The 19427-nt window shown below is 68.5% G+C and carries 19 protein-coding genes and 1 tRNA gene; 10 read left to right on the forward strand and 10 right to left on the reverse strand.

The genetic code is table 11. The features are described from left to right. Positions 1 to 40 precede the first annotated feature (40 nt). The 3 genes from VPA02S_RS14600 to VPA02S_RS14610 are packed head-to-tail and all read right to left on the reverse strand — an operon-like array spanning position 41 to position 5913. A complete protein-coding gene (locus VPA02S_RS14600) occupies positions 41 to 1465 on the reverse strand; it encodes an efflux transporter outer membrane subunit (RefSeq protein WP_015867593.1) in 1425 nt (474 codons plus the stop codon). After that, entirely contained in the window at positions 1458 to 4622 is a 3165-nt protein-coding gene (locus tag VPA02S_RS14605; RefSeq protein ID WP_015867592.1) for an efflux RND transporter permease subunit, read from the reverse strand. The genes VPA02S_RS14600 and VPA02S_RS14605 overlap by 8 nt, the downstream gene beginning before the upstream one ends. 16 nt (positions 4623 to 4638) lie before the next feature. Next, positions 4639 to 5913: an efflux RND transporter periplasmic adaptor subunit gene (locus tag VPA02S_RS14610; protein ID WP_015867591.1), complete on the reverse strand. Its 1275-nt coding sequence runs from the start codon at positions 5911 to 5913 to the stop codon at positions 4639 to 4641. A gap of 176 nt (positions 5914 to 6089) precedes the next feature. Between VPA02S_RS14610 and VPA02S_RS14615 the strand changes: the two genes are divergently transcribed. The 3 genes from VPA02S_RS14615 (at position 6090) to VPA02S_RS32390 (ending at position 7546) form a co-directional block, all read left to right on the forward strand. Further along, positions 6090 to 6770, forward strand: a complete 681-nt coding sequence (locus VPA02S_RS14615; RefSeq protein WP_015867590.1) for a TetR family transcriptional regulator — start codon at positions 6090 to 6092, stop codon at positions 6768 to 6770. 43 nt (positions 6771 to 6813) lie between these two features. Then, a tRNA-Arg gene (locus tag VPA02S_RS14620) sits at positions 6814 to 6888 on the forward strand. Positions 6889 to 7123: 235 nt separating this feature from the next. Next, a complete protein-coding gene (locus VPA02S_RS32390; RefSeq protein ID WP_162269814.1) occupies positions 7124 to 7546 on the forward strand; it encodes a hypothetical protein in 423 nt (140 codons plus the stop codon). A 98-nt stretch (positions 7547 to 7644) separates the two neighbouring features. On the opposite strand, the gene VPA02S_RS31375 is transcribed toward VPA02S_RS32390, so the two are convergent. After that, positions 7645 to 7974, reverse strand: a complete 330-nt coding sequence (locus VPA02S_RS31375; protein WP_307595564.1) for a helix-turn-helix domain-containing protein — start codon at positions 7972 to 7974, stop codon at positions 7645 to 7647. Positions 7975 to 8162: 188 nt separating this feature from the next. Here VPA02S_RS31375 and VPA02S_RS14625 point away from each other — a divergent pair, with 188 nt between their 5' ends. Next, positions 8163 to 8735: a helix-turn-helix domain-containing protein gene (locus VPA02S_RS14625; RefSeq protein WP_062364282.1), complete on the forward strand. Its 573-nt coding sequence runs from the start codon at positions 8163 to 8165 to the stop codon at positions 8733 to 8735. Positions 8736 to 8957: 222 nt separating this feature from the next. On the opposite strand, the gene VPA02S_RS14630 is transcribed toward VPA02S_RS14625, so the two are convergent. Further along, a complete protein-coding gene (locus VPA02S_RS14630) occupies positions 8958 to 9860 on the reverse strand; it encodes a LysR family transcriptional regulator (protein ID WP_062364284.1) in 903 nt (300 codons plus the stop codon). 104 nt (positions 9861 to 9964) lie between these two features. Here VPA02S_RS14630 and VPA02S_RS14635 point away from each other — a divergent pair, with 104 nt between their 5' ends. Then, on the forward strand, positions 9965 to 10597 hold the full coding sequence (locus tag VPA02S_RS14635; protein ID WP_015867587.1) for an FMN-dependent NADH-azoreductase: 633 nt from the start codon (positions 9965 to 9967) through the stop codon (positions 10595 to 10597). 54 nt (positions 10598 to 10651) lie between these two features. Next, positions 10652 to 11383, forward strand: a complete 732-nt coding sequence (locus VPA02S_RS14640) for a glutathione S-transferase (protein WP_015867586.1) — start codon at positions 10652 to 10654, stop codon at positions 11381 to 11383. A 30-nt stretch (positions 11384 to 11413) separates the two neighbouring features. Here VPA02S_RS14640 and VPA02S_RS14645 read toward each other — a convergent pair whose 3' ends face one another. Genes VPA02S_RS14645 through VPA02S_RS14660 form a run of 4 tightly spaced genes read right to left on the reverse strand, consistent with a single transcriptional unit; the run spans position 11414 to position 15579 of the window. Beyond that, positions 11414 to 12235 carry an SDR family NAD(P)-dependent oxidoreductase gene (locus VPA02S_RS14645; protein ID WP_015867585.1) on the reverse strand — a complete coding sequence of 274 codons (822 nt, stop codon included), beginning with the start codon at positions 12233 to 12235 and terminating at the stop codon, positions 11414 to 11416. Then, entirely contained in the window at positions 12232 to 13017 is a 786-nt protein-coding gene (locus VPA02S_RS14650) for a citryl-CoA lyase (RefSeq protein ID WP_062364285.1), read from the reverse strand. Before VPA02S_RS14650 ends, VPA02S_RS14645 begins: the two co-directional genes overlap by 4 nt. A gap of 17 nt (positions 13018 to 13034) precedes the next feature. Next, positions 13035 to 14549 (reverse strand): class I adenylate-forming enzyme family protein, encoded by a 1515-nt coding sequence (locus tag VPA02S_RS14655; RefSeq protein ID WP_062364287.1) that lies wholly within the window; start codon positions 14547 to 14549, stop codon positions 13035 to 13037. Positions 14550 to 14586: 37 nt separating this feature from the next. Further along, the gene (locus VPA02S_RS14660) at positions 14587 to 15579 is read right to left on the reverse strand and encodes a tripartite tricarboxylate transporter substrate binding protein (protein ID WP_062364289.1); all 993 of its coding nucleotides are present in this window, start codon (positions 15577 to 15579) and stop codon (positions 14587 to 14589) included. Positions 15580 to 15679: 100 nt separating this feature from the next. Here VPA02S_RS14660 and VPA02S_RS14665 point away from each other — a divergent pair, with 100 nt between their 5' ends. Next, positions 15680 to 16519 carry an IclR family transcriptional regulator gene (locus VPA02S_RS14665; RefSeq protein WP_026284233.1) on the forward strand — a complete coding sequence of 280 codons (840 nt, stop codon included), beginning with the start codon at positions 15680 to 15682 and terminating at the stop codon, positions 16517 to 16519. Positions 16520 to 16528: 9 nt separating this feature from the next. Here VPA02S_RS14665 and rsmI read toward each other — a convergent pair whose 3' ends face one another. Beyond that, entirely contained in the window at positions 16529 to 17485 is a 957-nt protein-coding gene (rsmI, locus tag VPA02S_RS14670) for a 16S rRNA (cytidine(1402)-2'-O)-methyltransferase (RefSeq protein WP_018906592.1), read from the reverse strand. Positions 17486 to 17530: 45 nt separating this feature from the next. Here rsmI and VPA02S_RS14675 point away from each other — a divergent pair, with 45 nt between their 5' ends. The 3 genes from VPA02S_RS14675 to VPA02S_RS14685 all read left to right on the forward strand — a co-directional run bounded on the left by VPA02S_RS14675 (position 17531) and on the right by VPA02S_RS14685 (position 19407). Next, on the forward strand, positions 17531 to 17902 hold the full coding sequence (locus VPA02S_RS14675; protein WP_015867579.1) for a YraN family protein: 372 nt from the start codon (positions 17531 to 17533) through the stop codon (positions 17900 to 17902). 87 nt (positions 17903 to 17989) lie between these two features. Further along, positions 17990 to 18634 (forward strand): SIS domain-containing protein, encoded by a 645-nt coding sequence (locus VPA02S_RS14680; protein WP_018906593.1) that lies wholly within the window; start codon positions 17990 to 17992, stop codon positions 18632 to 18634. After that, the gene (locus VPA02S_RS14685) at positions 18631 to 19407 is read left to right on the forward strand and encodes a BON domain-containing protein (RefSeq protein ID WP_015867577.1); all 777 of its coding nucleotides are present in this window, start codon (positions 18631 to 18633) and stop codon (positions 19405 to 19407) included. Before VPA02S_RS14680 ends, VPA02S_RS14685 begins: the two co-directional genes overlap by 4 nt. Positions 19408 to 19427 lie beyond the last annotated feature (20 nt).

The following is a 19427-nucleotide window of genomic DNA, read 5'->3' on the forward strand; positions in this document are numbered from 1 at the left end:
AAAGGACGCAAGGCCGCTCACCGTCCGTCGCGCGAAAGCCTCAGCCCTTGCTGCCGGGCGTGGCCCAGCCGCCGCCCAATGTCTTGTAGAGCGTGACCTGGTTCTGCAGCTGCAAGAGGCGCGTGGTGACCGCCGACTGCTGCGCCGTGTACAGCGAGCGCTGCGCATCGAGCAGGTCCAGCGCGCTGGCAATGCCGTTGCGGTAGCGCATGTCCGAGAGCCTGAAGCGCACCGCCTCGGCATCGGCCTGCGCGCGCTGCGCACGCACCTGCTCGCCCAGCGTGGCGCGCCCGGCCAGCGCGTCGGCCACTTCGCGGAACGCGGTCTGGATCGACTTCTCGTACTGCGCCACGGCAATCTCGCGCCCGGCCTTGGCCGAATCGAGCGTGGCCCGGTTGCGGCCCGCATCGAAGATCGGCAGCGTGACCGAGGGCGCGAACGACCAGGCCCTGGAGCCGCGGTCGAACAGGCCCGAGAACTCGCTGCTCGCGGTGCCCAGCGTGGTGGTCAGCGACACGCGCGGGAAGAAGTTGGCGCGCGCCGCGCCGATGTTGGCGTTGGCCGCAATCAGCTGCTGCTCGGCGGCGCGGATGTCGGGCCGCTCGGCCAGCAGGTCGGAGGGCAGGCCCGCCGGCACGTCGGGCATCGGCTTGACGCTGTCCAGCCCCTTGATGCCGCCCGCGGTGGCATCGGCCGGAACCGGCGCGCCCAGCAGCAGGGCGAGCGCGTTCTCGTCCTGCATGCGCGTGCGCTGCTGCTGCGCGTACGAGGCGCGCGCGGTCTCGGCCAGCGAGTTCGCGGCCTGGAAGTCGAGCTCGGACGACACGCCGTTGTCGAAGCGCATCTTGGTCAGCCGCACCGACTCTTCGCGCGTCACCAAGGTCTGGCGCGTGAGCTCGAGCAGCTCGTCGTCGGCAATCAGCGTGAGCCAGCCGGTGGCCACCGCCGCGATCAGGCTCACCTGCGCGGCCTTGCGCGATTCCTCGGTGGCCAGGTACTGCGCCAGCGCCTGGTCCTTCAGCGCGCGGATGCGGCCGAAGAAGTCGATCTCCCAGGCGGTCACGCCCAGGTTCACGCTGTACTGCGACGACACGCTGCCCGCGCTGCTGTCGAACGCCTGGTAGGGGTTGGGGCTCGAGCGCGAGCCGCTGCCCGTGAGGCCCAGCGCCGGGAACAGCGCCGCGCGCTCGATCTGGAACTGCGCGCGCGCCTGCTCGATGTTGAGCACCGACACGCGCAGGTCGCGGTTGTTTTCCAGCGCGGTGCGGATCAGCCCGTTCAGCCGCGAATCGGTGAAGAACTCTTCCCAGGGCACCGCGGCCGCAGCCTGGCCGGCCGGCTGCGCCGGGTCGCCCGGGAAGGTGGTGGGCACCGGCGCCGCCGGGCGTTCGTAGGTCGGAATCAGCGAGCAGCCGGCCAGCAGCATTGCCGCGGCCAAGGCTGTGGGAATCAGTTTCTTAGTCATGTGCTTTTTCTTCCGTGATGCCGGCTGCTTCCGCGTGCCGCTTGTCGGCTTCATGCTGGCGCGCACTGCCCTTGAACAGGCTGCGCACCACCACGAAGAACACCGGCACGAAGATCACGGCCAGCGCCGTACCCGTCACCATGCCGCCGAGCACGCCCGTGCCAATGGCGCGCTGGCTGGCCGAGCCGGCCCCCGAGGCAAGCACCAGCGGCACCACGCCCAGGCCGAAGGCCAGCGAGGTCATGATGATCGGGCGGAACCGCAGGTGGGCCGCGGCCAATGCCGATTCGACGATGCCCTTGCCCTGCGCCTGCAGGTCCTTCGCAAACTCGATGATCAGGATCGCGTTCTTCGCCGACAGGCCGATGATGGTGATCAGCCCCACCTGGAAGTACACGTCGTTCGAGTAGGCGCGCAGCATGGTCGCCAGCAGCACCCCCAGCACGCCCAGCGGCACCACCAGGATCACCGACAGCGGAATCGACCAGCTCTCGTACAGCGCGGCCAGGCACAGGAACACCGCCAGAATCGCAAAGCCGTACAGCACGATCGCCTGCGAGCCCGCGAGCTTTTCTTCGCGCGACTGGCCCGTCCATTCAAAGCCAAAGCCCTGCGGCAGCTGCCCGGCGAGCTTTTCCATCTCGGCCATCGCGGCGCCCGTGCTGTAGCCCTGCGCGGCGTCGCCGCTGATGCGGATCGCCGGGTAGCCGTTGTAGCGCACCGTCTGCGTCGCGCCCTTGACCCACTTGGTGGTCGCAAACGCCGACAGCGGCACCGGCTGGCCCTTGGTGTTGCTGGCGTTCAGGCGCAGCAGGTCGTCAGGCTGCATGCGCGCCGGCGCATCGGCCTGCACCACCACGCGCTGCAGGCGGCCGCGGTTCGGAAAGTCGTTGATGTAGCTCGAACCCAGGCCCGTCGACAGCGTGGCGTTGATCGCATCGAAGGTCACGCCCAGGGCATTCGCCTTGTCGCGGTCGATGTCGATCTGCAGCTGCGGCGCGTCTTCCAGGCCGTCGGGGCGCACCTGCGACAGGATCTTGCTCTGCCCGGCCATGCCCAGCAGCTGGTTGCGCGCATTGATCAGCGCCTCGTGGCCCGCGCCCGAGCGGTCCTGCAGCCGGAAGCTGAAGCCGCTCGCATTGCCCAGTTCAGGAATGGGCGGCGGGCTCAGCGGGTAGATGAACGCATCGCGAATGCCCGAGAGCGCACCAAAGGCACGGCCCGCCAGCGCGCTGGCCGAATGGGCCGGGTCCTTGCGTTCCTCCCAGTCCTTCAGCGTCACGAAGGCAAGGCCCGCGTTCTGCCCCTGGCCCGAGAAGCTGAAGCCCATCACGCCCACGATGCTCTGCACTTCGGGCTGCTTCAGGATGAAGCCCTCGACCTGCTGCATGACCGACAGCGCACGCTCCTGCGTGGCACCCGGGGGCAGCTGCACGTTCACGATGATGTTGCCCTGGTCTTCCGCCGGCAGGAACGAGCTCGGCAGCCGCAGGTAGGTGAACACCACCGCGCCGATGATCGCCACGTAGATGACCAGGTAGCGCGCGGCGCGCCGCAAAATGCGCGCGACCACGCTTTCATAGCCCTTGGCCGTGCGCGTGAAGCCGCGGTTGAACCAGCCGAAGAAGCCGGTCTTCTCGTGGTGGTGGCCCGCTTCCACCGGCTTGAGCAGCGTGGCGCACAAGGCCGGCGTGAGCGACAGCGCCATGAAGGCCGAGAAGGCGATCGAGGTCACCATCACCGCCGAGAACTGGCGGTAGATGTTGCCCGTGGAGCCCGCAAAGAACGCCAGCGGCACAAACACCGAGATCAGCACCACCGTCACGCCGATGATGGCGCCCGAGATCTGCTTCATGGCCTTGCGCGTGGCTTCGAGCGGCGACAGCCCCTCCTCGCTCATGATGCGCTCGACGTTCTCCACCACCACGATGGCGTCGTCCACCACGATGCCGATCACCAGCACCATGCCGAACATGGTCAGCACGTTGATCGAGAAGCCCATGGCCAGCAGCATGGCAAAGGTGCCCAGCAATGCAATTGGCACCACGATGGTCGGGATGATCGTGTAGCGCCAGTTCTGCAGGAACAGGAACATCACGATGAACACCAGCGCAATGGCTTCCAGCAGCGTCTTGACCACTTCGGTGATGGAAATCTGCACGAAGCGCGAGCTGTCGTACGGAATGTTCCACTTCACGCCCTGCGGGAAGAAGCGCTCCAGCTCCGCCATCTTGGCGCGGATCGCCTTGGCCGACTGCAGCGCGTTGCCGTTGGGCGTGGGCTGCACGCCAATGCCCACCGCGGGCACGCCGTTCAGGCGCGCCGAGGTGGCATACGACTGGCCGCCCAGCTCCACCCGCGCCACGTCCTTCAGCCGCACGGTCGAGCCGTCGGTGTTGGCGCGCAGCACGATGTCCTTGAACTGGTCGACGTTGGCCAGCTGGCCGTTCACCACCACCGTGGCCGCAATGGCCTGGCCGGGGATGTTGGGCAGGTCGCCGATGGTGCCCGAGGACACCTGCGCGTTCTGCGCGCGGATCGCGTTGTTCACGTCCGTGGCCGACAGGTTGTAGCCCTGCAGCTTGTTCGGATCGATCCAGATGCGCATCGCGTTCTCGGAGCCGAACAGCTGGGCCTGGCCCACGCCGACCACGCGCTGCAGTTCGGGCACCACGTTGCGCGCGGCATAGTCGCCGAGCGCCACCGGGTCGAAGTTCGGGTTGTCCGAGGACAGCATCACGAACATCAGGAAGTTGTTGCGCGACTTGTCCACGCGCACACCCTGCTGCGTGACCGCGGCCGGCAGGCGCGGCGTGGCGCGGGAGAGCCGGTTCTGCACGTCCACCTGCGCGAGGTCGGGGTTGGTGCCCGCCTCGAAGCTGATGGTGATGGTGCCCGTGCCGTCGGCCTGGGCCACCGATTCCATGTAGATCAGGCCTGGCGAGCCGTTCATCTCGCGCTCGATCACGGACAGCACGCTGTCCTCCAGCGTCTGGGCCGAGGCGCCCGGGTAGGCAACGTTGATCACGATGGCCGGCGGAGCCACCGGCGGGTACTGCGAGATCGGCAGCTGGGTAATGGCGACACTGCCGCCCACCAGGATGAACAGCGCGATCACCCAGGCGAAGATCGGTCGGTCGATAAAGAATTTGGCCATGCGGGCGCGCTCCTGATTACTTCTTCTCGGCCGGTGCGGCCGCGGGGGCGGCACCAGGAGCGGGTGCCGCGGGCGCCGGAGCCGCACTCGGGTCCGGCTTCTTCCATGGCACCGCCTTCACCGGCGTGCCGGGCGGCATCATCTGCAGCTTCTGGAAGCCGTCGACCATCACCTGCTCGCCCGCCTTCAGGCCATCGAGCACCACCCACTGGTTGTCCTTGGCGGCGCTGATCTTCACCGTGCGCTGGCTGATCTTGCCGTCGGCGCTCACCACCGACACCGTGTCGCCCTGCTGCGTGCGCGTGACCGCCTGCTGGGGAATCGTGATCGCGTTGGTGGCCTGCGCCTGCTCCAGCCGCACGCGCACGTACAGGCCGGGCAGCAGCTCGCCCTTCGGGTTGGGCACCTCGGCGCGCAGCGTGACCTGGCCGGTGGTCGAATCCACCGTCAGGTCGGAGAACAGCAGCTTGCCGGGCAGGGCGTAGTCGGTGCCGTCTTCCAGCACCACGTTCACGCTGGCGGCTTCTTCGCCGCTCGCGCGCTTGTACTGGCCGGCGGCCAGTGCGCGGCGCAGCTTCAGCACGTCGGACGCCGACTGCGTGAAGTTCACGTACATCGGGTTGATCTGCTGCACCACGGCCAGTTCGGTCGCGTCGCCCTGGCCCACCAGCGCGCCTTCGGTCACCAGCGCGCGGCCGATGCGGCCGGCAATGGGCGAAGTCACGTCGGCATAGCCCAGGTTGATCTTGGCCGTCTGCACTGCGGCGCGGCCCGCGGCCACGTCGGCCTCGGCCGTCTTTTGCGAAGCCACGGCCGTCGCGTATTCCTGCTTGCTCACCGCGTTGGCCTCGACCAGCGGCTTGTAGCGGTCGGCCAGTGCCTTGGCCTGCACCGCGTTGGCTTCGGCACGGGCCAGCGTGGCCTGCGCGTTTTGCGCGGCGGCCACCAGCGGTGCCGGGTCGATGCGGAACAGCAGCTGGCCGGCCTTCACGTCGCTGCCTTCGCGGAACTCGCGCTTCAGCAGGATGCCCGAGGCGCGGGCGCGAACCTGCGCCACGCGCGAGGCTTCGAGCCGGCCCGGCAGTTCGGTCACCAGGCCCACGTCGGTGGGCGCGGCAACCACCACGCCCACCTCAGGGGCAGGGCGGGCACCGCCGCCGCCGGCACCGCCACCCGGGCCGGCCGGCGCATCGCCCTTGGAACAGGCCGCGAGCGCCAACACCACAGCAGCGGCCACGATCGCGAGGCGCGGCGAGAACGACGATTGACGCGAAACATGCAGGAGAGGCATGCGAATCCTTTGAAGCAAAGACGGGAGATGGCGCGTTCGCGAAGCGAACAGAAAGCCAGCATAAACAGCCGGGCCATCGGGGAAGCCCGCTAGTTTACATACATTCATGGATGTATAGTGACAGTGTCGAATGGCCCTACGCCTGGGAAAGGGCTTGGCTTTACAAATTGGGAGACTTGGTGGCACGTCGTACGAAGGAAGAGGCACTGGCCACGCGGAATCGCTTGCTCGATGCCGCGGAGCTGCTGTTTCAGGCGCAAGGCGTCTCGCAGACCTCGCTGCAGCAGATTGCGCAGCAGGCCGGGGCCACGCGCGGCGCCATCTATTGGCACTTCAAGGACAAGGCCGCCCTCTTCAACGCCATGATGGAACGCGTCATCCTCCCGCTGGAGGCCGGCCCCCGCGCTGCCGCCGCAGCCGCGGGCCCCGACGACGACCCGTTGGCCGAGATAGAAGAGGGCATGGTGCACGCCCTCACCCTCATGACCACCGACCCCCAGGTGCGCCGCGTGTTCGACGTGGCCACCCACAAGGTCGAATACACCCACGACATGGCCTCGGTGCAGCAGCGCCACCTGGACGCCCGCAACGCCTGCGTGGGCGATTTCGAAAAAGCCCTGCGCCTGGCCGCGCGGCGGGACCGCATCAAGCTGCCCGTGCCCGGCCCCGCCGCCGCCCAGGGCCTGCACGCGCTGATCAGCGGGCTCATCCAGAACTGGCTGCTCGACCCCACCGCCTTCGACCTGGTGCCCACCGGCCGCCGCACCTTCCGCGTCTACCTGGCCGGCCTGGGCTTTGTGCGGAACTCCCCGGCGGGCATCGGAAACGAAGCAGGTGAAGAAGAAATCGCCGCCTGATGGGCGATAATGCGAGGCTCCGGTTCTGCCGGAGCCCAGATTCCTCGCTGTATTTCAACGGATAGAATTCGGCCCTCCGAAGGCTGAGATCCAGGTTCGATTCCTGGCGGCGGGACCAGATAGCAAAGCAAGCCGGACACTTTCAAAAGGTGTCCGGCTTTTTTGTTTTCTCGTCTGGGGAATTCTTGTCCACAAGCAAGAGAGCCTGATCGTCCTCCAAGCCAAGCCAAGCCAAGCCGCGCCGCGCCGCGCCGATACGGCTCCTATCTGGGAGAGATCAGTCCGGCACCTGAGGATCTCATCAATCGCAGGCGGCGGTTTCGAACGAAAAGTGGCTGACCGACATCGCCGAGTTGCAGATCCCGTCCGGCAAGGCGTACCTGTCGCCGATCATCGACTGCTTCGAAGGCCCGGTCTTCAGCTGGTCTATCGGAGCGCATCCAGATGCTCGTTGGTTGATACGATCCTGGATGCAGCCATCGAGACGGCAGCCGACCGCGACACCCGGCCATCGTCACTCAGATCGCGGCGCCTACTTTCTCTTGCCGGGTTGGCCGCCGTGTATCGGAGAAGCGAAGCTCATCCGCTTAAGGTCCCGCAAGGCGTGCTCGCCCGACAACTCCGCATGTGAAGGATCTGTCGGACGGCTGAAACATCCGTTGGTACAACGAGAAGCGGATCAAGATATCCCTTGGCTCTCGCACCCCCATCAAGTACCGACCCAGTCTCGAAACTGCGACATAAAACCAGTCCAAGTTTTCATCCGCACCCCCTAGATTCAGAGCTTGGCCGCATTCAACACCCGACCCCTTGCGTCATGGCGTATCCGCCCTATCGCTATTCAGCCGATGTTATCGGGCGCCGCAATCCTCATCTACGAAGACGATTTGATATGACTTGCGAATTCGAGCAGCGACTTCCTCTGTTGGGTGTTTAGCTGACCGAACCACAGGATGAGCTTGGCGAGCTCGTCATCCGCTGCGTAAAAGTAGGGGGCTGGGACGCCAAGCTCGTCTGCCAGCCGATGCGCAAAAGAAATGCTTGGCTCGTGGATTCCGCTCTCGTAGCGCGAAATGCGTGCGCTGGCAGTACCTTCATCCAGTCCCGCCTTAACGCCAAGCTTGTCTTGTGGCAAACCTGCCGCCAATCTCGCAAGCCTCAAGCGTGCACCGAAGACTGAGCGAGGAGATGGCGTGAGAGGCACTCTACGATAGTCGTAAGTTCGCCTTTTCGAGTCTCTACGTTTTTCGTAGAATATGAACTTGCGAACTCCGCTTCAAGGCAAGTCTCTACATGCCCAATCGAGCAATTGCATCCCCGTTACCTACCGCCCGGCCTTTGCGGCTGCCAGCTTCGGTAACACGTGCCCGGTCACGGCAGCCAACGCCCGTCGTGCGCAGTCTGTCCGCGGCGCGTATCGGCGCGCAGGTGAGGGCGCTGCGCATGGCGGCCGATGTGTCTGGCGGCGAACTGGCCAAGACCTCGGGGATTTCTGCCTCGATGCTTTCTCGGATCGAGCGCGGGCTGGTCTCGCCTTCGGTGGAGACCCTGGAGCGCCTCGCGCAGGGCCTGCATGTGCCGACCTCACGCTTCTTCAGTGATCAGGCACGGCGCACTGACTTTTGCCATGTGCGTGCAGGACATGGTGTCTTGGTCGATCGCATCGGCGCCGTGGCGGACTACCGCTACGAGCTGCTGGGCCACCTGCTGTCGGGCAACCTGTTCGTCGAGCCCTACCTGGTCACATTGCTGCCCGGCGCCGATCCCTATGTGACCTTCCAGCATCCAGGCCTCAAGTTCCTGTACTTCCTGTCCGGGGAGGTCAGCTACCGCTACGGCGGCAAGTCGGTGGCGGTAGGGGCGGGGGACTCGCTGCTGTTCGATGCGACCGCACTGCACGGGATTGAGACGATCCAAGTGCAGCCGGTGTCCTACTTGTCGGTGGTGTTCACGCTGCGCGAGTGAAAGGGGAGAGCGGCGCCAATATTCTCGGAAGAGATACCTGGCGAGTTCTCGCCCCTGGGGTGCTGCCAGAACTCTGCGGCCGTGTGTGGCGGTGCGATTGTGCTCGGGCAGACCGCAGTTTGGTCGGTTGATTGCTCGCCCACGCGCCACGCGTGAAAGATGCGTTGTCGCTTCAAGCCCAACACGGCGACGATCGGTAGCTTGACCGCAATTTGATTCGACTCACGCCGTGCGCACCCGCGACTCGAACGCACCGGCATGCGCCCCGCGCCACCGAAAACAAGCCTCGCGAACGTCGTCGGCCAGCGCTGACAGAGCTTCGGAAGGAGTGCCACTTTTCCAGTGCTGAATCACAAACCGCGCCGCCGGCAGCACCGGCAAAAAGCTTCCCGGCGGAATGGAGCGCAGGCCAGACGGCATGCCCGAAGGCGTCAGCACGGTGATGGCCAAACCGGCGGCTGCAGCCGCCACCAATGCGCCAGAACTCTGCGCAGTAAGGACGATCTGCCAGTGGGTCGTGCCATGCCCGGCCAGCGAGGCGAGCGCGGCTTCGCGGAACGGGCAGGGCTCCGACAGGAACGCGAGCGGCACGGGCGCCTCGGGGTCGAGCAGCGCCTTTGCCGAAAAGGCCCAGACCAGCGGCTCCATCCAGAGCGTTTCGGTGTCGCTGCCGGCGTCGCAGACCGTGCCGACCATCAGGTCGAGCGAGTGCTGCCGCACCTGTTTGGCCAGCATCGTGCTGATGCCGCAGCTGATTTCCACATGCACGTCGGGCCTGCGCTCGCGAAAGCCCGCGAGCGCGCTGAACAGCCATTCGCTGGGAAAGCCCTCCGAGCATCCGAGGCGCAGCGTGGCCGGCGCATGGCGCGGCGCCGCAAGCCGCGAGACCGCCTGCTGCTGCAGCTTGAGGATGCTCCTCGCATAGCTCAGCAGCACGCTGCCCTGGGCCGTGAGCTGCAGCGAGCGGGTGGTGCGATCGAAGACGCGGCAGCCCAGCTGCTCTTCGAGCCGCCGGATCTGCGCACTCACGGCCGATTGCGTCAGGTGCATGGCGTCGGCCGCGCGGGTCACGCTGCCGTGGTCGGCCACCGAGACGAAGGCGCGCAGCTGTTGGGAGTCGAGCATGGGTTTCAGTGAAATTCGTTCTGAATGGATGCAAATTATGTTGCTTGTGTGCAGGGTCCGTGCTGCCTAGCCTCGGCGTTCCGAACCACTCACCCCTGCACGCCATGAAAGAACTGCTCTACATCGAGACCTCGCCCAGGAAGACGCGCTCCGCCAGCATCGAGGTGGCCGGCGCCTTCATCAATGAAGTGACGCGCATCCACCCGGCCTGCCATGTCACCACGCTGAACCCCTGGACCATGCAGCTGCCGGAGCTGTCGCAGGACATGCTCGATGCCAAGTACGCCGGCATCAACGGCGTGCCGCTGAGCGACGCCCAGCAAGTGGCCTGGGACGAGGTCCGGCGCATTGCCGTGCCTTTCCACGCCGCGGACCACATCGTGCTGGCGATGCCGCTGTGGAACTTTGGCATTCCCTACAAGCTGAAGCACCTGATCGACGTGGTGTCGCACAAGGACGTGCTGTTCCGCTTCGACGCCTCGGGCCTGTCGGGCATGCTGCAGACCCGGCGCGCGACGGTGGTGTGCGCAAGGGGCCTGGACTACCCCCTGGGCAAGGACGGCTCCGCGCATGCGCTCGACTTCCAGCTGCCCTACATCGAGACCTGGCTGCGCTTCATCGGCGTGCGCGAGGTGCGCTCCGTGGTGGTCGAGAAAACGCTGATGGGCCCGGAGGTCGATGCCGGCGCCAGGGCCGAGGCCAGGCGCCGCGCGGTGGAGCTTGCCGAGGGGCTCTGAGGGCCCAAGGGCGCGGCGGTTGCAGGGGCATGCGGAGCCTGACACCATGGCCCCATGACCACTTATCAACTCCACTACTGGCCCACCATCCAGGGCCGCGGGGAATTCGTGCGGCTCGCGCTCGAGGCGGCCGGTGCGGACTATGTCGACGTGGCGCGCCTGCCCGAATCGAAGGGCGGCGGCGGGTCCGCACTGGGCGACCGGCTCGATGACCCCGACATCGTCCGCCCTTCGTTCGCGCCGCCGTTCCTGATCGACGGCGACATCGTCGTCGGGCAGACCGCGGCCATCCTGCTGTACCTCGGGCCGCGGCTCGGCCTTTCGGGCGTCGGCGAATCCGACGGCCTCTGGACGCACCAGCTGCAGCTCACCATTGCCGACGTGGTGGCCGAGGCGCACGACACGCACCACCCGATCTCCACCGGCGCCTACTACGAAGACCAGCGCGATGCGGCGGTGCAGCGCGCGCGGGCCTTCCGCGAAGAGCGGATACCCAAGTACCTGAACTGGTTCGAGCGCGTGCTGCAGCGCAACCCCGCGGGGCCGTCGCACCTCGTGGGCGATGTGCTGACCTATGCCGACCTGTCGCTGTTCCAGCTGGTGGACGGCCTGCGCTACGCCTTCCCGAAAGCCGCGGCCCGGGCGCTGGCCGCCACGCCCGCGGTCGAGAAGCTGCACGACAACGTCCGGCGCCGCCAGCGCGTGCACGACTACCTGCAAAGCCCGCGCCGCATCGCGTTCAACGAGGACGGGATCTTCAGGCGGTATGCGGAGCTGGATGGTTGAGGCCTGCGCATCGGCAGGCATGCCATGGGGCTACACGAACTTGCCGGTGATGCCGCCATCCACCAGCAGCTCGGTGCCGGTCACATAGGCTGCCGCATCCGACGCCAGGAACGCGCAGGCATGAGCCACGTCCCAGGCCGTGCCCATGCGGCCCACGGGCACCTGCCGCGCGCGGGCTGCCTTGGCCTCTTCCAGGCTGGTGTCCGAGAACATCTTCGCCACCGTGGTGGCGATGCGCGGCGTGTCGATCAGCCCTGGCACGACGGTGTTGGCACGCACGCCCTGGGCTGCATATTGCTGCGCCACCATGCGCGTGAACTGCGTGACCGCGGCCTTGGTCACGCCGTAGGCCAGGTGCGGATAGCCCAGGTAGCGCATGCCCGCGATCGACGAGATGGCGACGATGGCGCCGCGCCCGCGCTCGACCATGCCGGGCAGCACCTGCCGGGTGGCCAGGAGCAGGCTGCGCACGTTCACTGCGTGGATGCGATCGAAGTCCTCGGCGCTGGTTTCCATGGGGCCGCCGGTCTTGCCGATGCCCACGTTGTGGTGCAGCACGTCGACCGTGCCGAAGCGCTCGCGTGCTTCGCCAAAGAGCCGAACCACGTCGGCTTCGTCCGCCGCATCGCCGACGAAGGTCTCGGCCGTGCCGCCTTCGGCACGGATCAGCGCAGTGGTTTCCTCGGCGGAGGCGGCGTCGCGGTCCGCCACGCACACGTGCGCGCCGAGCCGGGCGTAGGTGACGCTCGACGCCCGGCCGATGCTCCAGCCCGGTCCCGCCGAGCCCGCGCCCAGCACGAAGACGACCCGACCCGACAGGTCCAGTGGCAGCGCAGGAGGAGTGAAGCTCATGCGTCATCCTTCCCGCTCGCGCCGACGAACGGAATCGCGTGCTCGACGGTGTCCCAGATGAAGCGGCCCGACGGACTCTGCTGCTCCTCGACGATGTGCGCCACCAGCCCCGCGGCGCGCGAAATCACGGCAAAGCCGCGCATCACGCCGGTGGGCACGCCGATCTCGCCCAGCAGCGCGGCCACCGCGCCGGTCGCGTTGATGGTGATGGGGCGCCCGGCCACGGCGTCCACCGCGGCGGACAGGCGCTCCAGCGCTCGCACCTTGTGGCCGGCCAGCTCGGGCTCGGCGCGCGCCATGTCGAGCAGCTTGTAGGCGCGCGGGTCCACCGGCTTGTGCAGGTGGTGGCCGAAGCCGGGCACGGGGCTCTTGATCTCCTTGTAGTGGCGCGCGATGGCCATGGCCTCGGCATCCGGGTCGGCGGCGGCGCCGATGCGGTCGAGCAGGCCGGCGCAGTTCTCCATGGTGCCCACGAACGAACTGCCCACGGCCAGCAGCCCGGCCGAGACGGCACCCTGCAGGTTCTCGGGCGCGCTCATGTAGATCAGGCGCGTGGCAATGGCGCTGGGCGTGAGGCCGTGCTCCATCAGCACCACCAGCACCGCATCGGTGATGCGCAGGTCCACGCCGCGCGGCGTGCGGTTGAGGATCTGCATCAGCATCACCTCGGTGAAGGTCTTCTTGCCGAGCAGGTCTTCGACCAGGTCGGCGTCGCGGTAGTGCAGGCTCGTGAGCGTGTGGGTGCACAGGCGGGTGACGGGAGTGGCGGAGGAGGAAGTCATCGCGTGGTTTCTTTCGTTCAGGATGTGGCGGCGGCCGCCATGGCGAGTTCGCGCACGGCGCTCTTGAGCACCTTGCCCACGGGCGAGCGCGGCAGGGCCTCGTGGAAATGGATGTGCTTGGGCGTCTGCACCGGGCCCAGGCGTTCGCGCACGAAGGCAATCAGCTCGGCTTCGGTGGCATGGCGGCCGGGGCGCAGTTGCACGGCGGCCTGCACCGCCTCGCCCCACTTGTCGTCGGGAATGCCGAACACGGCGCATTCGTGCACGGCGGGGTGCTGGCCCAGCGCGTTCTCCACGTCCACCGGGTACACGTTGAAGCCGCCCGTGATGACCATGTCCTTCAGGCGGTCCTTCAGGTAGAGGTAGCCGCGCTCGTCGACAAGGCCCCGGTCGCCGGTGTGCAGCCAGCCGTCCACCAGCGTCTCGGCGGTCTTGTCGGGCAGGCGCCAGTAGCCGGCCATCAGCAGGTCGCCGCGCGCCACCACTTCGCCGACCTCGCCCGCGGGCAGCAGCCGACCGTCCGGCGCCATGATGGCCACATCGCTGAACCAGGCGGTGCGGCCCACGGCGGCCCAGTTGCGCTCGTCCTCGAAGTCTTCGGCGCGCATCACCGTGAGGATCTGGGGCGCCTCGGTCTGGCCGTAGGTGGTGCCCAGCACCGGGCCGAAGAATTCCCGCACCTCGCGGATCTTTTCCGAAGGCATCGGCGCGCCGCCGTAGATCAGCCGGCGCAGGTGCGGAAAGTCGGCGCGCGACACGCCCGGCAGCGCCATCAGCATGTACACCAGCGTGGGCGGCATGAAGCACGTCGTGCCGCCGCGTTCGCGGAAGGCCGTGCGCACGGCCTCGGCGCCGGCCGCGGGCAGCACCACGTGGCAGCCGCCCTGCGCCAGGATGGGCAGCACGTAGGTCGAGGTGCCGTGCGTGATTGGCGCCGCCACCACATAGCGCTCGTGCTCGTCGAAGCCCCAGGCGTGGATCTGGTTGGCGATGTTGGCGAGCCATGCGCGGTAGGGCTGCATCACGCCCTTGGGCGCGCCGGTGGTGCCGCCGGTGAACTTGATCGCCTGCGTGGCGTCCAGCGGCAGCGCGAAGGAAGGGCCCGGCGCGCCTGCATGCCGGGCCACCAGCGCCGCGATGGTGGCTTCGTGCTGCGGCGCGGTGCCGGTGTGGATGCGCGCGCCGGGCGCACCGTCGAGCAGCCCGGCGCAGGCCGCGTCGAGCACGAGGATCGAAGGTTCGGTGGCATCGACGATGCGGCGGATCTCGGGCCGCGTGCTCTGCGGATTCAGCGGCACCCAGACCTTGCCGCAGGCCAGCACCGCGAGCAGCGCGGCAATGTGCTCCGCGCTGTTCTTCGCGCAGATGGCCACGCGGCTTTGCGGCGCGGGGTCGAGCGCGACCAGCGCGGCCGCCAGTGCCGCCACCTGGGCAGCAAGTTCCTGGTAGCGGATGGCGCCCTCGGGGGCGTCGATGGCAATGTTGTCGGGCCAGCGCACCGCGGCGCGCCAGAAGAAGTCGATCGGAAACATGGGTGGGTGTGCTCCTTGCAGGCTCTGGTGGTCGCTGTCAGTCGGCCTTGGCGCCGGATGCCTTCACCACGTCGTGCCAGCGCTTGATCTCGGCCGCGGCAAAGCTGCGCATCTGCTCGGGCGTGCCGGGTTCGGGGGTGGCGGCCAGCTCCTGCAGGCGCTGGCGCACATCGGGCGCGGCCAGCACCTTGCCGAGCGCGGCATTCAGGCGGTCGATCACGGCGCGCGGTGTGCCCGCGGGGGCCGCCAAGCCGAACCACGACTGCACGTCGAAGCCCGGATAGCCCGACTCGGCCAGCGTGGGCACGTCGGGCAGCAGCGGCGAACGCCGGGCGCTGGTGATGGCAATGGCGCGCAGGCGCCCGCCCTGCACGTGCGGCAGGGCCGATGGCGTGTTGTCGAACATCGACTGCACCTGGCCGCCCAGCAGGTCGGTGATGGCGGGCGCGCTGCCGCGGTAGGGCACGTGCAGCATGTTGAGCCCGGCCTGCATCTTGAACATCTCGCCCGACAGGTGGATGGACGAGCCGCTGCCGGACGACGCGAAGGTGATGCCCTCTTTCGACTCCTTGGCAAAGCGCACGTAGTCGGCCACGTTCTTCACGGGCAACGACGGGTTCACCACGAGGATGTTGGGAATCTTGGCGATCAGGCCGACGGGCTCGAAGTCCTTGACCGGGTCGTAGCCCAGCTTGCCGTAGAGCGAGGCGTTGATGGTGTTCGCGATGGTGTAGACGTAGAGCGTGTAGCCGTCGGCGGGCGCGCGGGCCACGTACTCGGCGCCCACGTTGCTGTTGGCGCCCGTTCGGTTGTCCACCAGCAGGGGCTGGCCGAGCTGCTCGCCCAGCTTGATGGCGACGAGGCGCGCGATCACGTCGGTGGCGCCGCCGGCGGCATAGCCGACCACGAGCTTCACGGGCTTGGACGGCCAGGGGGTGGCGGGCTGCGCCTGCAGGGGCAGCGCGGCGCTGCAGGCGAGGGCGGCGGCGAATGCCAGCCAATGCCGGCGGGGTGCGGAATACGAGCTCACTTCTTGTCTCCAGTTGGGTATGCAATGCCTGTCGCGGGCTGCGTCCTGCCGTGCTGCGGCACACTGCGCGATGGCTCCGTCGACCGAGAAATTCTTTCGCATGCCTTCGCGAACCGTGAATAAGAACGTCCGCCAGGCGGACGTTTCGGCCCGCGCCGCGGCCGCGCGCATCTCCAGCGCAGAGCCCGGCGACGACCCCGGCAGCCGCACGCTGCGGCGCGGCCTGCAGTTGCTGGACGCGGTGCTGGCCAGCGGCCGCGAAGGCCTGCGCGTGGTCGACCTGTGCCGCGCAGCGGGGCTGGAGCGCGCCACGGTGCACCGCCTGCTGGCCACGCTGGTGGAGAGCGGCTATGCCGCGCAGCGCGGGCGCTTTCGCTATGTGGCGGGGCCGCGGCTCGCGGCCATGGCGCAACCGGCCGGCATGCCCAACATGGCGGTGCGCCTGCGTCCGGTGCTGGAGCGCGTGAGTGCGGCCTGCGGCGATGCGGCTTTCGCGATCGTGCGCGAAGGCCCGGCGTCGCATTGCATCGCGCGCCATGTGGGCACGCATCCGGTGCAGATCCTCGTGATCCAGGTGGGCACGCGCCAGCCGCTGGGTGTGGGCGCGGCGGGCCTGGCGCTGCTGTCGGCGCTGCCCGACGACGAGGTCCATGCCGCCGTCGCCGCCAATGCGCGTGTGCTGGGCCGCTACGGCGGCATGACGCCCGAGCGCATGGCGCTGCTGGTGCGCGCCACGCGTGAGCGCGGCTGGTCGGTCATCGGCAACCATGCCACCGATGGCGTGCTGGCCGTGGGCATGGCGGTGCGCAACAGCGAAGGCGAGCCTGTGGCCGCGATCAGCGTGGCGTCGACCCTGGACCGCATGCCGCGCGAGCGCCAGCAGCTGATCGCGCGCTGGATGCGCGAGGCACTGGCCGCGCTGCTGCCGGGCGGGCTTTGAGGCTGGCGGCTACGCGCCGCTCTCGTCGTCTTCGTTGCCGTCGTCGTTGCGAATGCGCAGCGCCGCTTCATACAGCGCATTGCGCGGCGCCCCGCTGATCTCGGCCGCAAGCCGCACAGCAGTCTTCACGGGCAGCTCGGCCAGCAGCAGGCGCAGCACGCGTTCGCCTTCGGCGCCGTCGTCGGCGGCCGCGGCCACGGGGTGCAGCACCAGCGCGAATTCGCCGCGCGTGCGGTCGCGGCCGGCTGCGAACCAGCCCGGCAGCTCGGCGGCGGCGACGGTCGCGATCTCCTCGAACTGCTTGGTGAGCTCGCGGCCGACGGTGATGCGGCGCTCGCCCAGCGTCGCAAGCGCGCGGGCCACGGCTTCGATGCGGTGCGGCGCTTCCAGCAGTACCACGGCGCGCCGCTCCTGTGCGAGCGCCTGCACGGCCGCGTCGCGCTCGCCGGCCTTGGTCGGCAGGAAGCCCGCGAACACGAAGGCGCTGCTTTCGCCGCCCGCCGCCACGAGGCCGGCGGCGCCGACCAGCGTGGTGACGCTGCTCGCGCCCGGCAGCGGCAGCACGCGCTGGCCGGCACCGCGCACGGCTGCGACCAGCCGCGCGCCCGGGTCGCTCACGCCGGGCGTGCCGGCATCGCTCACGTAAGCGATGCGCTCGCCCTGCGCGAGCCGCGCGACCACGGCCTGCGCGGCCTCGGCCTCGTTGTGCTGGTGCACGGCCAGGAGCTGGGCATTCGGCCGGTCGATGCCGTAGGCGCGCAGCAGGCTCTGCGTGTGGCGCGTGTCCTCGCAGGCGACCGCATCGACCAGCTGCAGCACGTGCAGCGCGCGCAGCGTGATGTCGGCCAGGTTGCCGATGGGCGTGGCCACCACGTAGAGCGTGCCCTGCGGATAATGCTGTGCACCCGAGGCATCGCGCGCGGCCGAAAGGGCGGCGCCGAAGGAAGCGGGTGCTAGTGAAGCCAAGAAGTTTCTCCGTAGGAACAAAAAAGAAGCGGGCAGGGAGCCAGCATGAAGACCATCACGACCAAGCATCGCGGCGATGCGGCGGAAGACGCCGCGCTCGACCACCTCCAATGCGCCGGCCTGGCGCTGGTAGCGCGCAATTATCGAACGCCCGGGCGCGGCGGCGGCGAGATCGACCTGATCATGCGCGATCCGCGCGACGCCACGCTGGTGTTCGTGGAGGTGCGCCAGCGCAGCAGCGGCACCCACGGCGGCGCCGGCGGCAGCATCACGGGGCTCAAGCAGCGGCGCATCGTGTTTGCGGCGCGGCACTACCTGAACGGGCTGCGCACGCTGCCGCCCTGCCGTTTCGACGTGGTGCTGGTCGAGGAGCGCATCACCTGGCTGCAGGGCGCGTTCGACGCGGGCGGGAACTGAAAGCGCGCCGCGGGCTCCACCCACACATTCATCCTCCCATCCATCGCAAACGTCTTGTTTCAACGCCCCCCGGTATCATCGCGCCCCATGCTCGAGCAACGGATTCAGCAACACTTCATCGACAGCGCCGACCTCAAGTACCAGGCCGGCCCCATCCTCAGCAAACCCATTTCGCAGGCCATGCAGGCGATCCTGGCCTGCGTGACCAGCGGCGGCAAGGTGCTGGCCTGCGGCGCGGGCGTCTCGGGCCTGCTGGCGGCGCAGTTCGCGGCGCAGTTCGTCGGCCGCTTCGAGCGCGAGCGCCCCGAGCTCGGCGCCATCGCGCTGCCCGGCGATCCCACCGACCCGTCGGCCGACAGCGCCGCTGCCACCGACGCCGACCGTTTTGCCCGCCAGGTGCGCGCGCTCGGCCAGGCCGGCGACGTGCTGCTGGCGCTGAGCGCGAGCGGCCAGTCGGCGGCCGTGCTGGCCGCGGTGCTGGCTGCGCACGAGCGCGACATGACGGTGGTGGCGCTGCTGGGCAACGCCAGCGCGGGCCAGCCGGCCTCGCCCGGCGCGGGCAGCAGCGGAACCGGTGGCGCCATCGGCCGCGCGCTGCGCGAAACGGACGTCCAGATCGGCGTGTCGCACGAACGTGCGGCGCGTATCCACGAAATCCACCTGCTCGCGCTGCATTGCCTGTGCGACGGCGTGGATGCCCAGCTACTCGGAGAACAGGAAGCTTCCACATGACGACAACGACACCGTTCCAGCGCTTCGCCATTGCACTTGCCTCGGGAACCGTCCTGGTTGCCGGGCTTTCGGCCTGCGTGCCGCTCGTGGTCGGAGGGGCCGCGGCGGTGGGCGTGGGCATGGTGGCCACCGACCGCCGCAGCTCCGGCGCGCAGCTCGACGACCAGGGCATCGAGCTGCGCGCAGCGGCCCGCGTGCGCGAGATCGCCAACGACAACATGTACGTGAGCGTCACCAGCTTCAACCGCCAGGTGCTGCTGACCGGCGCCGTGGGCAGCGACGCCGACCGCCGCCGCGTCGAGGACCTGGTGCAGCGCGTGGACAACGTGCGCTCGGTGGTCAACGAGCTCACCGTCGGCCCGCCCAGCACCTTCCAGGACCGCTCGAACGACCTGTTCATCAGCGGCAAGGTCAAGGCCTCGCTGCTCGATGCCAAGGACATCTTCGCCAACTCGTTCAAGGTGGTGACCGAGCGCGGCGTGGTCTACCTGATGGGCATTGCGACGCGCCGCGAGACCGACCGCGCGACCGAAATCGCACGCGGCATCTCGGGCGTGCAGAAGGTGGTGCGCGTGGTCGAGGTGGTGAGCGAAGCCGAGCTGGCCAGCCAGGCGCAGCAGGCGCAGCGCGGCGGCACCGGATCGCCTGCACCGGCACCCGCGCCGTCGTCGGCGCCCGGGTCTTCTTCGTCGTCGTCGCGCGTGCCGCTGCCGCCGATGGAGCCGCTGCCGCCGGCCCAGCCCGGCGGCGCCACGGCCACGCCGGTGCGCTGACCCCGCAAAAAACAAAGCCC

Origin of the sequence: Variovorax paradoxus NBRC 15149, from assembly GCF_001591365.1 — a bacterium.
Classification (GTDB): domain Bacteria; phylum Pseudomonadota; class Gammaproteobacteria; order Burkholderiales; family Burkholderiaceae_C; genus Variovorax; species Variovorax paradoxus.